Source organism: Streptacidiphilus carbonis (assembly GCF_000787775.1).
GTDB classification, from domain to species: domain Bacteria; phylum Actinomycetota; class Actinomycetes; order Streptomycetales; family Streptomycetaceae; genus Streptacidiphilus; species Streptacidiphilus carbonis.
In genome coordinates this window covers 23,547-38,688 of sequence record NZ_BBPM01000054.1, presented here as the reverse complement: position 1 = coordinate 38,688, position 15,142 = coordinate 23,547, and the positions used below count along the sequence as shown (strand labels likewise).

13 protein-coding genes are annotated in these 15,142 nt (G+C 70.4%); 6 read left to right on the top strand and 7 right to left on the bottom strand.

Annotated features, from left to right (window positions below):
• From TR46_RS30175 to lxmK, 7 genes are all read right to left on the bottom strand, one after another.
• Window positions 1-753: ABC transporter transmembrane domain-containing protein (locus TR46_RS30175; RefSeq protein WP_042407710.1), on the bottom strand; the 753-nt coding region annotated here is incomplete at its 3' end.
• Between the two features lie 87 nt (window positions 754-840).
• Entirely contained in the window at window positions 841-1,206 is a 366-nt protein-coding gene (locus TR46_RS40165; RefSeq protein ID WP_152626761.1) for a helix-turn-helix domain-containing protein, read from the bottom strand.
• Between the two features lie 612 nt (window positions 1,207-1,818).
• A complete protein-coding gene (locus TR46_RS38405; RefSeq protein ID WP_052433212.1) occupies window positions 1,819-2,997 on the bottom strand; it encodes an ABC transporter permease in 1,179 nt (392 codons plus the stop codon).
• Window positions 2,994-3,914, bottom strand: coding sequence for an ABC transporter ATP-binding protein (locus TR46_RS30165; protein WP_042407708.1), 921 nt, complete (start codon window positions 3,912-3,914; stop codon window positions 2,994-2,996). The genes TR46_RS38405 and TR46_RS30165 overlap by 4 nt, the downstream gene beginning before the upstream one ends.
• Window positions 3,915-4,226: 312 nt before the next feature.
• Complete coding sequence (locus TR46_RS30160) at window positions 4,227-5,528, bottom strand: NAD(P)/FAD-dependent oxidoreductase (protein WP_052433211.1); 1,302 nt, start codon at window positions 5,526-5,528, stop codon at window positions 4,227-4,229.
• A gap of 23 nt (window positions 5,529-5,551) precedes the next feature.
• A complete protein-coding gene (locus tag TR46_RS42695; RefSeq protein WP_042407705.1) occupies window positions 5,552-6,517 on the bottom strand; it encodes a T3SS effector HopA1 family protein in 966 nt (321 codons plus the stop codon).
• A gap of 1 nt (window position 6,518) precedes the next feature.
• On the bottom strand, window positions 6,519-7,628 hold the full coding sequence (lxmK, locus tag TR46_RS30150; RefSeq protein WP_042407695.1) for a class V lanthionine synthetase subunit LxmK: 1,110 nt from the start codon (window positions 7,626-7,628) through the stop codon (window positions 6,519-6,521).
• A gap of 159 nt (window positions 7,629-7,787) precedes the next feature.
• Here lxmK and TR46_RS30145 point away from each other — a divergent pair, with 159 nt between their 5' ends.
• From TR46_RS30145 to TR46_RS30115, 6 genes are all read left to right on the top strand, one after another.
• Window positions 7,788-9,059 (top strand): M16 family metallopeptidase, encoded by a 1,272-nt coding sequence (locus tag TR46_RS30145; RefSeq protein WP_042407692.1) that lies wholly within the window; start codon window positions 7,788-7,790, stop codon window positions 9,057-9,059.
• Entirely contained in the window at window positions 9,056-10,315 is a 1,260-nt protein-coding gene (locus tag TR46_RS30140; RefSeq protein ID WP_042407689.1) for a M16 family metallopeptidase, read from the top strand. The genes TR46_RS30145 and TR46_RS30140 overlap by 4 nt, the downstream gene beginning before the upstream one ends.
• A gap of 26 nt (window positions 10,316-10,341) precedes the next feature.
• Entirely contained in the window at window positions 10,342-11,319 is a 978-nt protein-coding gene (locus TR46_RS30135; RefSeq protein WP_042407684.1) for an LLM class flavin-dependent oxidoreductase, read from the top strand.
• A complete protein-coding gene (locus tag TR46_RS30130) occupies window positions 11,316-11,936 on the top strand; it encodes a flavoprotein (RefSeq protein WP_042407682.1) in 621 nt (206 codons plus the stop codon). The genes TR46_RS30135 and TR46_RS30130 overlap by 4 nt, the downstream gene beginning before the upstream one ends.
• Complete coding sequence (locus TR46_RS41600; RefSeq protein WP_042407680.1) at window positions 11,933-12,907, top strand: hypothetical protein; 975 nt, start codon at window positions 11,933-11,935, stop codon at window positions 12,905-12,907. Before TR46_RS30130 ends, TR46_RS41600 begins: the two co-directional genes overlap by 4 nt.
• 253 nt (window positions 12,908-13,160) lie before the next feature.
• On the top strand, window positions 13,161-14,864 hold the full coding sequence (locus tag TR46_RS30115; RefSeq protein ID WP_042407666.1) for an MFS transporter: 1,704 nt from the start codon (window positions 13,161-13,163) through the stop codon (window positions 14,862-14,864).
• The last annotated feature ends 278 nt before the right edge of the window (window positions 14,865-15,142 follow it).

Below are 15,142 nucleotides of genomic sequence, written 5' to 3'. Positions count from 1 at the left end.
CTGGCCGAGGCCCATGGCGGGGGTGATGAAGGCCTGCAGGCGGGCTCCGATGAGCGAGACGTCGGTCAGTTCACTCGCGTGGTTGCCGAGCTTCTCCGCGGCCTGGGCTTCGTGCCGGCTGGCCTTGATGGTGGTGAGGGCGGCGAGGTAGCTGGTGAAGCGCTGTGCGAGGTCGCCGAGCGCGTTCTGCTGGTCGAGGACGTTCTTCTTGACCTTCTTCAGGACGAAGCCGACCAGGATGCTGGCGACCGCGAACGAGGCGATGGTCAAGAGGGTGAGCTGCCAGTCGAGGTAGGCCATGACGCCGAGGGTGAACGCGACGGTCAGAGCGGACAGCGGGAACTGGACGAGGCCGACGTCGATGACGCTGCGCAGGAGGTAGGCGTCAGCGGTGATGCGGGCGGTCAGATTGCCGGCTCCTTGGCTGCGCACGGTCGCCATCGGCAGGTGGAGGATGTGGTTCATGGCCTTGCGGCGCAGGCTGAGGATCAGCTGCTCGCCGATCCGTCCGAGGAGGTAGCCGGCGATCGCCATGGCTATGGCGCCGCCGATCGCCGCGGCGATGGTCAAAGTGATGGGTTCGGCGACGGACTTGCCGGTCGCGAAGTTGGTGATCAGGTCTTTGACGAGCCAGGGAACTGCCACCGACGCCCCGGTGGAGGCCAGGGCCAGGACGACGATGGCCGCGAGGCTGGTGCGGTGGCCGCGGAGCAGGTCGGATCCGATGCGGAGGTTGGTGTCGCTGCGGGTCATGCGAGTCTCCAGGTCTGGGCGTTCCTCGCCCTGTGCGGATGCGGAGCTTGAGGGGCGCGGACGCCTCCGGTTGGCGTCCCGGGTGGCTCAGCCGGCACGGGCGACGAGGACTGAGGTGCGGGACGCGGTGCGGCCCGGAATGCTTCGCGGCGCTTGGGGAGGGCGCGGCGAGATCATGCGTTGTGCGCGCAGGTGCACGTAGGCCTCGCCCAGGGCGCTCTTGAGTTCGGCCACCTGCTCGAGCAGTTGTCGTTCGCGTTCGTTCTCGAGGCGCTTGTCGTCGCCGACGAGGGCTCTTGAGCCCGAGTCAATAAACTGTCTTCTCCAGTTGCTGACCGCCTGGCCGGAGACTCCGACGCTCCGGCCGGCCTCGGCGATCGTCACCTCTCCCGCCAAGACCTTGAGGACAACCTTCGCTTTTTCGGACGGTGAGATTGCTGGCGGCCTTGCCACAGGTCCTCTTTCTGCTGGGACTGAATGTCTCAAGCGAGGCGTCGTGCGCGGATAGCAGTTTTTTCGCATGCCGAAGGCGCCCTTCGGGGCGAGGAGTTGTTCCATAAGGCTGGGAAACTCTGGAGGATTTATCGACCGCGGCGCAGGGTCCGGCGCCGGCCAGAATTCCGTCAGCGCGCCCGTGCTTCGGGGAGCCTCAGGCGGGGTTGAGTGCTTCGATGGGCGGTGGCGGAGCTGCGGTTCCAGTGCTGCTGGTGGCCGTGCTCGGCGTGGCTTTCCGGTGACCCACCATAAGATCCCCCGATCCTTCGGTGCCTACTCCGCCCGCTGGTCTGCTATCACGGAGTTTCATGCCTGCCTGTACTTCAGCAGGAAGTACTCCTTCGTCGGCATATGCACTGGGACTCGGAAGTTCTTCCATCTGGCACAGACATACTCTCATTCACGAGCGATGTTCTGAAGATCTTTGAGCGAATCTTGAGCAAACTATCATGTCATGAACCGGACATTCACCCCACGCTTCCCTATCCGCCCATATCCTCGGCGCAGACGAGGGAATGTCAAGGCCCCGCGCAGCCGGCTCTGCGCGGGGCCCGGATATACGACGGGGCGTCAGGCAGCCAGTGCCTGGCGCCACTTCACGGTGGCACCGAGCCGGAGAATGGAATTGCGGTAGACCCGCGATCCGATCCAGGCGCACACGAACGCGGTGATGGCCATGATTGCGGCGGCCAGGAGCTGCTGCCCCATGGTGACGATGTGAACGCTGGCCTGCAGGGGCATCAGCAGCCCGGAGAACGGCGGGACGTAGCGCAGCACGTTGACCCAGTGCGCGTCCAGGCTGCCGGCCGCGGCCGTGGCCACACCGACCGGGGCGGTGGCCAGGAGGGTGATCGGGGTCAGGACGGACTGCAGTTCCTCGGGGCGCGACACGGTCGAGCCGGCGGCCGCGAACAGGAATGCGAAGAGGACGAAGGTGAGCAGGAACCAGGCGACCGCGGAGGCGAGCGCTGCGGGGCCCGGGAGTGCGGGGGTGTGGCCGGCGCGGACCTCTTCGGTGATGATCAGGGCCCCTGCCATGGCGAAGACCTGTCCGAGTGCAGCCGTGCCGATGCCGGCCACTTTTCCGATCATCAGCCGGAACGGGGTCAGCGTGGACAGCAGGACCTCCACGATCCGGGTGGACTTCTCCTCCACCACGCCCTGCGCGATCAGCGCCCCCTGGGCGAAGATCTGCATGAAGAGGATCAGCACCATGGCGACGGCCGCGCCGACCCCGTGGTCGTTGTAGGCGTGGCCGCCGGTGGGCAGGGTGACGGTGGAGGGCTGTGCCGCCAGGGTGTCGCTCCTGAGGCGGGCGAGGTCGACGTGCTGGCGCTGCAGGGCGGTGGTGCCGGCCCAGTTCGCGCCGATCTGCTGTGCGGCCTGCTTGGCCGAGGCCGGGGAGTCGCCGCGCTGGACGATCGTGATGCGGCCGTCGGCGGCCGTCGCCAGGGCGGCGTCTGCGTGCTTGTGCTGCACGAGGTCCGCGGCGTTCGCGTAGCCGCTGCAGCCGATGACATGGATCTGTGCGCCGGGCGAGCTGGTGGCGCCGGCCGGGGCGCCGCAGGCGGCGACGGAGTAGGTCTTGGGTGCCCCGGGCGCGAAGCCGACGACCAGGGCGACGATGACGGCGGCGGTGCCGAGCAGGCCGATGAGGTAGCCCTTGGTGGCCATACGGGCTTCGATCTCGCGCCGGTAGACGAGGAAGATGCCCCGCCACGCGGAGTGCTGGCTGCGGGCGCTGTTCACGATGCGGTCTCCAGTGCGGGGGCGGGCTCCACGAGGTCGCGGAACAGCTGGGTGAGGGTCGGCTTGTGCCAGGCCATCTCGCGGACGCGGCCGAATTGGACGGCTTCGAGCAGGAGGTCGTTCTCGTCGGCCCGGGGGGCGAGTTCGAGCAGGGTTCCTCGGCCGTGGGGCTGGTGGGCTTTGATGGCCGGAATCTGGTCGGCCCAGTTCTCGCGCGCGTCCTCGAGTTCCAGGTAGAGGCGGGAGGCGCCGGGGACGTCGCGCAGGGTGTCGAGCGTGTCCCAGGCGAGCATCTTGCCGCCCTGCACGATTCCGACGACGTCGCACAGTCGCTCGACGAGTTCGAGTTGGTGGCTGGAGAACAGGACGGCTGCGCCGCGAACGGCTGCCTCGCGCAGGACCTCGCTCATGTCGTCGACGGCGATGGGGTCCAGGCCCGAGAACGGCTCGTCGAGGACGAGCAGGTCGGGCTCGTGCAGGAGGGCGGCGGCCAGTTGCACGCGTTGCTGGTTGCCGAGGCTGAGGGAGTCGACGGTCTTGGAGCGGTGTTCGTCAATGCGCAGGCGCTCGGTCCAGGTGAGCATGGCCTGGCGTGCTTCCGCGTTGCTCAGTCCGTGCAGGCAGCCCAGGTAGGTGAGCTGCTTCGCGACGGTCATCTTCGGGTAGAGGCCGCGTTCTTCGGGCATGTACCCGAAGCGTTCGGCGGTCTGCTGCGTCAGCGGGCGGCCGTCCCACAGGATGCGGCCGCTGTCGGCGTCCAGGACGCCCACGGCGATGCGCATGGTGGTGGTCTTGCCGGCGCCGTTGGCGCCGACGAAGCCGAAGATCTGTCCGGGCTCCACGGAGAAGGACATGGAGTCGATGGCTCGGTTCGGGCCGTAGCTCTTGGTGATGGAGTCGATGTCCAGCCGGTTCACGTCAGGGTTCCTCAGGTCGGACGAGGCACGCAGGGGTGCCGGTTCAGGGCGCGGTGGGGTCGGAGCGCGCCAGCACGTGTGCGGTGCAGGGCGGTTGAGTCCGCTCCCCCTCAGCCGCTTTCACTGCCGACTGTACTTTCAATATAGGAAAGTAGATCTTATCCTGCAAGTACTTGCCTCTACCTGAAGGACATCGGGGGCGCCGGCACGGCCAGGGGGCGGCTTTCTGCGCGCCCTCTGGCCGTGGTCCACGGCGGCCTGCCGTCGCCGGCGCGGCACGGACCCCCGCCCGGCTCGCGCGGTGCGCAGGCCCTACTGCGGGAGGAGGGACTCGTTCACGTTGTCCTTCGCCCACTCCTGGATGCCCTCGACGCCGATGGGGCTGAAGTCGAAGTCGTCGTCGCCCAGCGGATCGAAGTCGACGATCATCGGGACGGCGGTGATGCCGGAGATGAGGGAGATGAAGCCCAGCTGGGAGCCCTCGGCGACCATCTTGGTCGCCGCCTGCGCCCGCTCCAGGTAGTCCTCCTTCTCCCTGGTGGGGTCCATGAAGTAGCGGACGTAGGTGAGGATGTCGTCGTACAGGCGGCGGTAGAGCGCGTCGAAGCGGCCGAAGGCCTTCTCCTCGTTCTCGGGCTTGCCCAGAACCGTCTCGATGGAGCGGGCGGCGATCCAGGCAGCGGACATGCCCAGCCAGACCCCGGAGGAGAACAGGGGGTCCACGAACGCGGCCGCGTCGCCGACGGAGACCCAGCCGGGTCCGTGGAACGACTCGCACACGTGCGACCAGTCGCGGGCGGTGCGGATCTCGCCCTCGCGCTCGCTGGAGGCGATCATGTTCTTGGCGATGCCGGTCTTGGCGATCGCCGCGTCCAGGATCTGGTCCAGGCTCTGACCGGCCGCGGTGAGTTCCGACAGCTGCTCTGCGGGCAGGACGTAGCCGACGTTCAGCCGCTCGCCCGCCAGCGGGATCGCCCACAGCCAACCGCCGCCGGGGATGGCCTCGTTGAGGATGTCGTTGGCGTCCGGCAGCGGCTCGAAGGTGGAGTAGTAGCGCCACAGCGCGACGTTGCGCAGGTCGTCCTGCCAGGTGACCTCGGTGAGCTTGCGGCTGACGAAGCGTCGCTGGCCGGAGGCGTCGACGACGATCTGGGCGGTGGCGGTGTGCTGGCGGCCCTCGTGGGTGAAGGCGACGCCGGTGACGCGGTCCCCCTCCATGAGGACGGAGGTGGCATCCGCCTCCTCGCGGACGTCGGCTCCCAGTTCGCGTGCGCGCTCCAGGAGCACCTGGTCGAACTCCGCGCGGGTGACGTGCCAGGAGTGGTCGAAGGGGCCGGCGACCCCCAGCGCGGTGCGCCACGGGGTGGAGTCGTTGCCCCAGATGAGGGTGATGCCGTACTTGTAGGCGAAGCGCTCGTCGAGCTTCTCGGTCAGGTCGAGCGCCTCGATGACCGGGTTGATGCCGGTGATCAGGGATTCGCCGACGTGGTAGCGCGGGAACTTGGCCTGCTCCAGCACCAGGACGCGACGGCCCTGCTTGGCGAGCAGGCCGGCCGCGGTGGCGCCGGCGGGCCCGCCGCCGACGACGATGACGTCGTAGTGGTGGCTTTCCATGGTGGTCCTCTCAGGGGCGTGGGTCAGAAGGGGCTGAGGACGTCGACGACCGGCGACGACAGGTTCCGCGCCGGCTCTGCCGGGTCGATGTCGGCGTCCACGAAGGCGGCGTACAAGGTGTCGGTGACCGGCTCGCGGTCGGTCGCGGGCATCGCCGCGTGGCGCACGAGCGCCTCGGCGAAGACCTGGGCGCGGTGCTGCCCGAAACTCACGCCGCGACGTGAACCCCGGGTGTCCGTGGGCTCGAAGGCGCAGCTGACCGAGGCCGTGAGGGCCCGGGTGAAGGGCGAGGTCCCCGCTGCGAGCAGCTCCGTGCCCTGCAGTGCCTGCGCGCAGGCACGGGCGGCGCGCCATCCAGGACGGGGGAGGTAGACCACCACGGCATCGTTGCGGGGGTAGATCGAGCGGTTGGAGGAGATCTTCGCCTGCCAGGGGATGCGGGCGTCCTCGAGGAAGGCCACGAGGGCCCGCCACACCTCGGGGGCGGCGTCCGGGTCCTCCAGGCGTCCGTACATCCGCAGCAGCGCGCCTGTGTGCCGGAAGGGCACGTTGCCGGAGGTGGCGAGGAAGAACCCCGGGGACAGGCCCGGGCGGGCGCAGGGCAGCGTCATGCTTGCCGCGGTGCCGGTGCCCGCCTCCAGGAACTCGTTCGGGACCCGGAGGCGCAGGCCGTCCACGGCCACGATCGTCTCGTCGGTGTCCGCGGCCTCCAGCACCTGGACCTCGACCACGGTCGTCCGCCCGCCGGTGGCGTCGTGCAGCAGGGCGTCGAACGCGCGCTCGCGCAGGCTGCGCTGTTTGAGGTCGGGGAGTTTGTCGCGCCCGGAGTGCATGGTCTCGTAGAACGCGTTGCCGAGTTGGCGTGCCATGCCCGCCGGGGTCTCGGCTTCGAAGACCTCGCCGGCGTGTTCGGCTTTCAGGGCGCCGTCGGCGATCTCGACGGTGTCGATGAGGGCGACGACCTTGGGGGCGAGTTGCAGCTGGGACATCTCAGGCCTCCAGGCCGAGTGAGGAGGTGAAGGAGGCGGGCGAGAGCAAGACCGTGCGTCCGATGCCCGCGGCGGCCTTGGTGATGGGGGACAGGCGGCTGGCGTGGACGGACATGGAGATCATTCGGTCCATCATGTGCCAGCCCGCGTAGGAGGCCGCCCGTACCAGCAGGCCCGGGTCATCGGTGATCCGGGCGGGGGCGGTGTCGAGGTAGGCGTGGACGAAGGCCTTCACCAGCGGGCTGCGCTGCTCCAGCTCCGCGACGCCGGTGGCGACGATCTCCTCGTGGGTGGCCGTGTGCCCCAGGGGTGAGGCGTCGGCCAGGGTCACCGGGATGGTGGCGGCCGCGTGGAAGAGGAATTCCCCGGCGAACGCGCCGATGTCGCGGGCGGGGTCGCCGACGCGGGCCTCCTCGAAGTCGGTCAGGTACAGGGCGCCGCCGCCGGTCAGCAGGAACTGGTCCAGCCGCATGTCGGCGTGGATGGGGCCGCGCGCGGGAACCGATTCGTTGTCGTCGTCGCGCAGTTTGACCAGCGCCTCGATCAGGGCCTGGTCGCCCTGCAGCAGCCGCCACATCGCCAGTTCGGCGCTTACGGCCTCGGTGTAGTGGCGGTAGGACAGCGCCTTGAGGCCGGCGACCGGGGGCAGCGGGTGCGGGCTGGTGTCGAAGCCGGCGGCGTCCAGGCTGTGGAAGGCCGCCACGGTGGCGCCGAGCCGGCCCGCCAGTGGGTCGTCGAACTCCCCCTCCGCGGCCAGGACGTCGGCGGACGTCGCGTCGCCGATGTGGTCGAACGCCAGCAGGAAGTGGTCGTCTTCGGTTCCCAGCAGACGCGGGGTGGACCCGGCGTCGGCGAACGCGTCGCCGGCCACGCGGCTGCGCCGCATCCGGTCCTCGCTGTCACCCTCGTGGAGCTGCTTGACGAACACCTGCGTGCCGTTGGAGGTCGTGCCGCTCCAGTTGTTGTTGCGCCCCGTCGCACTGGTGACGGTCGTGGGGTCGAAGGGCCCCAGGCCCAGGCGGGCCAGGAACGCGTCGACGTGGGGGACTTCACCAAGGTCGGTCGGCTGGAAGCGGACCGTCCGAACCTGGGCGCGGTTTTCATTCGCCATAAGTCCAGGACTTTAAGGAAGGCCTCCGTGGACCGGCAACGAGAAACTTTGATGTTTTCTTGAATGGACCGGCCATCGCCGCAGGTGGAAGGCATGATGGCGTGCACATTCGACAACAAATGGTTGCCTCTACAGGCCTCCTGATATGTAATCAGCGGCATGTTGGACGGGATAGTCGAAACAAGGCTCGCGAATGGTCTGGGCGTTGTTGTTCAGCGGGTTCCGCAGACCAGCGGTGCCGGCGTCGCGGTGAACTACCGCGTGGGGTTCCGCACGGAGACCCCCGGCCGGTCCGGGTTTGCCCACCTGTTCGAGCACATGATGTTCCAGGGTTCGCGCAGCGTCGCGAAGGGGGAGCACTTCTCCCGGGTTCTGGCGCACGGGGGCCAGGTCAACGGCAACACCTTCCCCGACGTGACGGACTATCACCAGGTGGTTCCGTCCCATGCCGTGGACCAGGTGCTGGCCCTGGAGGCCGATCGGATGGCCCACCTGGCGGTCACCCAGCGCAACCTCGATGTGCAGCGCGATGTGGTCAAGGAAGAGATCCGCCTGAAAGTCACCGGGATGCCCTACGGGGGCTTCCCGTGGACGGTCCTGCCGTCGGTGCTGTACGGCAAGTGGGAGAACGCCCACAACGGCTACGGCGAGCTCGACGACCTGGACGCCGCCACGATCGAGGACTGCGCCGACTTCTACGCCGCCTTCTACGCACCGCAGAACGCGGTCCTGGCGGTGTGCGGAGACATCGACCCGCAGGCGACGCTGACGGCCGTCGAGCGGGCCTTCGCCGATGTTCCGGCGCGTCCGGGGCCGCCCCTGCCCGACCTTGCGGAACCGGTCGCCGGCGAGCCGTTGACCGGCGTCCACATCGACGCGTTGGCCCCGCGCCCGGCGCTGGCCGTGGGCTGCCGGCTGCCGGACCCGGCGCGCGACATGCGCGCCTACGCCGCCCATGTCGTCCTGGGCCGGCTGTTGACCAGAGGGACCCATGCACGGCTTCGCCAGGCCGTGGTGCCGCTGACCGCGCAGGTGGCCTCGACGGCCGGGCTGTTCGGTCCGCTGATGGCCGCCGACCCGGACACGTTCGTGATCGTGGTCCACCACCCGCACGGGGCCGCGGAGCGCGCCCTGGCCGTGGTCGACCGCGAGCTGCGGGCGGTCGCATCGGGGGCCGCGTCCGAACCGGAGGTGCAGCGGGCGGTGGCGTCCGCGTTGACCCAGACCCACGTCGGCCAGGACTCCCTGGCGACCCGGGTCCGGTCACTGGCCCGCGGACGGCTGCTGTGGCAGCAACCCGGCATCGCCGACGCCCTGACCCGGGCCCTGGCCGCCACCGACGCGCAGGACATCCGCGCCGCGGCCGCCAACCTCGCCCGCCCCCAGGGCCGCGCCGTGCTGACCCTGCTCCCGAAGGAGTCCACCTCGTGACGGCCCGACCCGCGGTGCAGGCCCCCGACCTCACCAGTCACACCACCGTCAGCGGACTGACCGTCACCGCGTCACCGCTGGCCACCGTCCCCATGGTGCAGGCGCATCTGGCGATCCGCCTCACCCTGGTAACGCACGCCGACCTGGCGGTGTTCGACGTGCTCACCGGCTGCTGGCCCGACTCCCCCGCGTGCGCCCGGTTCGAGCAGCACGGCGGTGTGGTCTCCATCAGCCGCCACAACGAATGGCTGCTGCTGTCCCTGACCTGCGGCAGCGACCGCATCGCCCTGGTCGGCGACACTCTGTCGGCGCTGACCGGGCACGCGTACACCGACGCCCAGGTCCAGGCCGCCAAGGCGAAATCGCTCCAGCAGGCGGTCTTCGTCGCCGCGCAGCCGGGCCTGGAGTCCTCGCGGCGCATGTGGCAGGCCGTCTACGGGCAGGTGCCGCCCAGCGTCGATCCCGCGCCCACGCCCGAGGCCGTCGACCAGGTCGACACCGAGCAGGTGCGCCAGGCCCACCGCCGTGCCATCACGCCGGCCGGCGCGCACCTGGTGATCGTCGGCGACGTCGACCCCGACCAGGTCACCCACGAACTCGCCCGGGCACTCGCCGACTGGTCCACCGGAGGCCTGCGGCAGGCGCCACCCCCGGCCACCCCTCAGCTCCTGCCCGAGCCGCAGGTGATCCACCAGCACCTGCCCGCCTGGGCGCAGACCCAGATCCGGCTCGCCGCGCCCACCGCGGCTCCCGACGACCTGGACGGGTACGCCGCCGCGCTGGTGGCCTCCCTCGTGCTGGCCGGGAACTTCGCCTCCCGCGTCAACATGGTGCTGCGCGAGGACCTCGGCCTGGCCTACCGCACCAACAGCGCCCTGGCCGACGTGCTGGGCCAGAACTTCCTGGTCCTGGAGGCCGATGTGAACCCGGCCGGCACCGCCGCGGCGATGCGGCGCCTGCTGGGCATCTTCGAGGACTTCGCCGCCGCCGGCCCCACCGGAGCCGAACTGGACGCCGCGATCGGCTACACCAACGGCAAGTACGCCCTCACCCTCAGCTCCCAGGCCGGGCGTGCCAGCTGCCTGCTGTCGTATCTGATCGCCGGGGTGGAGCTGTCGGGCATCGTCGAAGTCCCCGCGCGCATCACCGCCACCACCCCGGCCGCCGTCCAGTCTGCCGCCGGCCGCTTCGCGCCGCCCCTGCTGCGCGGGGCGGTCTGCGGTGACACCGGGGCCCTTCCCCGCTCATGGTTCTGACGTCGACGCACACCCCAAGGGATCCCATGCCGACCATCAGTGTCTTGTTCCCCGTCCAGCCCTCGGATCTGGGCAGTGCCGTTCCCTACGCCCGTCTGGCCGAGGCCACCAGCGGGCAGCGTCTTTGGTGCGGGCAGTCGCTCGGCGTCGAGACCCACCACTTCTTCGCGGCCCTGGCCGGCATGGGCATCAACGCGTCCTTCGGCTCCTGCGTGACCCTGATGCCGATGCGCCATCCGCTGACCGCGGCCACCTGCGCGCGCTCGGTGGCGGCCCTGTCCGGGCAGACGTACGTGGCCGGCATCGGGCCAGCCGCGGCCGGCTTCCAGCAGCGCATGCTCGGGGCCCCCTATCCCAAGCCGATCGCCGCGACCCGCCGCTACGTGCAGATGATGCGCGCGCTGCTGGACGGTGAGGAGGTCAAGGAGACCGAGGGCCCGTGGGCAACCGAGGGCCTGGGGCTGATGCCGATGCAGGCCGCCCCCGTGGAGATCGGCCTGGGCGTGCTGCGCGCACCCATGGCACGGCTGGCCGGCGAGGTGGCGGACCGGGGCATCACCTGGCTGACCCCTCCGGGATACCTCCACGAGCGCCTGGTCCCGGCCCTGGACGAGGGCGCCGAGCGGGCCGGACGCACCCGGCCGCGTCTGGCCGCCGTCGTGCACTGCGCGGTCGAGCGCCCGGGCCGGGACCTGGCCGCGATCGCGTTCCACTCCGCCGGACAGCACCTGCAGGCCCCGCACTACACCGACATGCTCAACCAGTCCGGTATCCCGGTCGATCCCGCCGACCCGCACACGGGCGCCGCGCTGCTGGTCCAGCACAATGTCGTCGCCACCGGCAGCCCGGAGAAGATCGCCGAAACCCTGATCTCCTACCACCAGGCCGGCGTCGACGAAGTCATCGTCAACGTCGCAGGCGTGTACCTGGCCCACGGGCCCGGGGCGGCGCTGAAGGACCTCAGCGCGATCCTCTCGGCCGCGGCCACGCTGGGGCTGTCATGACAGCGATCGAAGCTGCCCCGGTGCCGCCCGCTCCCGCCGTCGCGCCGCCGCTGCGCGCCCGGCGCCTGCTCTACCTGGCCACCGGCGGCATCCAGACGATGTTCCTGCCGATGTGGCTGACCTGGCTGCGCTCCAGCTATCCCGCAGCACAGATCCGCTACGCCATGACCTACAGCGCCCAGCGCTTCGTGGGCACCAGCGCGGTCGCCGCCGCCGGCGGCAACGGGCTGCCGCTGATGGACATCTGGCCCGATGAGCCCGACGGCGCCCTGCACACGGAGCTCGCCGCGTGGCCGGACGCCGTCCTGGTCCACCCCGCCACCATGCACTTCGTGTCCCGCTTCGCCCTCGGCCTGGCGGACACCCCGATCCTGCTGGCCCTGCAGTGCACCACGGCCCCCATCGTGGTCTGCCCGTCGCTGCCGCCGGGCGGCCACGCCAACCCCGCCTACCAGCGCCACATCGCCGACCTGTCCGTGCGGGACAACGTCACGGTGCTGCCCCCCATCACGGGGGTGAGCATGTCCAGCGGCCAGCCCGGCATCGGCGCCCCGGCCGCCTTGCCGCAGGCCGTCGCCGCCCTGGACGACATGCTCGCCTGGAGTGAGGCGCTATGACGTCCTCCATCACCACGCCACCGGTCGTCGAGTTCGGGACCGGCTTCCAGATCACCCGGCTGCGCCCGCGCGCCGACGGCCTCATCGACTGGGAACGCGCGCCCGGGCCCGGCAACCGCGTCGCGTTCCGGCCCACTCCCCCGTGGCTCGCGGCACGGGCGGCCGAAGCCGACGGCACACGCGTCCGCTTCGCCCTGCCGTGGCTGGACCAGGAGAGGCAGCGCGTGTGGAAGGTGACCGGCCAACGCAGCATCGCCCAGATCCTGCTGAAGGACGACGACCCCACCGGGCAGCTGCGTCCCCTGTTCAAGGACCTCGGCCACGCCCTGCGCCGGCTGCACACCAGCACCTCGCACCCGGGCGAGGCCGCCCAGGCCGGCCCCGCACCGGGGCCCAGCCGCCTGGCCGCCTGGCTCGCCACCGGCCGCGGCCCGCGCGCAGCCGGCGGCTTCCGCCACCGCCTGCGCACCCAACTGGGCCCCCAGCGCTGGGAAAAGCTCCAGCAGATGACCGAACTTGCGCTGAGCCCTGGGCCGGATCCGGTCGCTGTGCACGGCTGGCCCTCGATGGGCAGCCTCGTGGTCCCCGACCACGACAACGACCTGCCGGCCTGCCTGGTCCTGTCCGGCGCGGAAGCCGCGTACGGGCGCCGCGAGCTGGACCTGGGCTGCATCGTCGGGGAACTCATCGAGTTCCGGATGGTCGCCGAGCGCGACGGCGCACACCGACCCGTCCTGAACCAGCTGCGCGACCTCCTGCTGGCCGGCTACGGCGACCAGTGGGACCCGGTGGGCCTGGCGGCCTGCGCCACCGTGCGGCTGGCCGTCCACGCCCACGACTTCGCCGCCTACGTCGGCTGGCATCCGGACCTGCACCTGTACATCCCCATGCTCGTGGACCTCCTCGACAACGACGGGACGGCGGCTCTACCGCCCGCCCCTGCGGCCGAGGACCTTCTCGAACACCCCTAGGAACCAATGTGCCGCGACCACCAGTGCTTCCACCCGATGAGAAGGCGCGCATCGTCCTCAGCGTCCTGGCGGGCAGGCGCCCGCGGGCTGACCCAGCCGCCCTCGCAAGGGGGCACCGCACGCCGGGAACGTGAACTCCTCAACGAGATCACGCGCCTGCGGGCGGCCCTCGGCGAGGCCCACCTGGCGCTGATCGTCGGACGCCGCAAGCGCAAGCGCCCCTGACCCCGCATCAGCACCCAGTGGAGAACCCGTGACCCTCTCACCCATCCGTTCGCGCTCGCGCAGCGCCTCCCTCCCGCGACCCTTCCTGTTCTGGTCCGGCCTCGCCATGACCACCGCCGGCGTGCTGCTCCACCTGCCGGCCTACTTCGCCATGCGCACCATGGACCGCCGGATGGCCGGCATGGCCATGGGCGCCTCCCCGCCCATGAACATGGGCTCGTCGCCCACCATGAACATGGGCTCGTCGCCGACGATGGTCACCGGGATGATCCTGCTCACCGTGGGCCTGGTGATATCCGTCGCCGGCCTGATCGAACGCCGGCCGACCGCCCCGGTCACCGACCGGTACCAGCTGCTGCCTCCGAGCCAGGACCGTCTCTCCCCGGCCCACGCCCGCCTGATCGCGGCACTGTCCCTCGCCATGATCATCGACATCATGAAGCCCGCGACACTGGCGTTCATCCTGCCGGGCATGCGCAGCGACTACCACATCTCCGTCGCGACCTCGGCGACCCTGCCGGTGGTGGCCCTGACCGGAACCGTCTTCGGCTCGCTGCTCTGGGGATACCTCGGGGACCGGATCGGCCGCCGGGCCACCATCTTGATGTCCTCGATCATCTTCGTGGCCACCACGGTGTGCGCGGTGATGCCCACGTTCACGTGGAACCTGGTCATGTGCTTCCTGATGGGTGCCGCCGCCGGGGGGCTGCTCCCGGTCTCCTACGCCCTGATGGCGGAATCCATCCCGACCAAGCACCGCAGCTTCGTCATGGTCCTGCAGGCCGGCCTGGCCACCGTGCTGGCCTACTTCATGACCAGCGGCCTGGCGGCACTGCTCATCCCCCACTTCGGCTGGCGGATCATGTGGTTCACCCACCTGCCCTTCGCCGTGCTGATCCTCGTGCTGCACCACTGGATCCCCGAGTCGCCCCGGTTCCTGCTGCAGCACGGCCGCACCGCCGAAGCCCTGGAGGTAGCCGAGCGCTTCGGCATGCGCCTGGCGCCGGCCGACACGCCGGGCACCGACTCCCCCACCCGGCCCTCCCAGGCCGCCGGGCTGAAGGCGTCCCGTGCCGGTGTCCTTGCCTCCCTGTTCGAGCGCGGCACAGCAGCCAAGACGGTCATCGTGGGCCTGTACGCGCTGTCCTGGGGCGCCATCAACTGGGGCTTCATGACCTTCCTGCCGTCCCTGCTGAAGAGCGACTCCCACCTCGGCGTCACCTCGAACACGCTGCTCTTCTACTCCTCGCTGATAGCCATCCCCGGTACCGGACTCGTCGCGGTCTTCTACGCCCGCTGGTCCAGCCGCAAGACCATGGCGCTGTTCGGGGCGCTGTCCGCGCTCGCCCTGGGGGTGCTGGCGGTGATCGGCCTGTCCGGCAGCCAAGGACTGACCATCGTGGTGATGGGGGTGCTCATCACCGGCACCAGCGGAGTCATCGCGATGCTCTCGCCCTACACGGCCGAGGTGTACCCGACCCGGGTCCGCAGTGCGGGCAGTGGCTTCGCCGCCGCCTGCAGCAAGGCCGGCGGTGTGTTCGGGCCGCCGCTGCTGGCGCTGCTGCTGGCCCACCATCCCGGCGTCAGCGCGATCGCGCTGGTGTGCGCGGCCCCGATGGCCGTCGCCACCGTGCTCATCGGGCTGCGAGGCCAGGAGACGGGCGGGCAGGACCTCGACCACCTCGACGCCGACCCCGACCAGGCACGCCCCGAAGAACTCGTCCTGCACTGATCAGGGACCTCCCCCGCGCGGACCCGTGTCCGCGCCCGCGGCGCGGCGGGCAGTCGAAGTCAACGTGCCGTATCGCCTGTCGCCGCCGCCCATCACCAGCCCGCGGACCGTATTGCGGCCTGCTCCACCCCCTACGGCCTGGACCGACGGGCAGGGGCAGCAATTTGCCTGCCGCTTTGCCGCAGGCGGCACCGGCGGCGGCCCGGGTTCCTTGGCCGTGGATTCCCCCGGTTGCACCGTTCCTGATCCGGCGCCAGCAATGCGCGCGCGATCGGGAA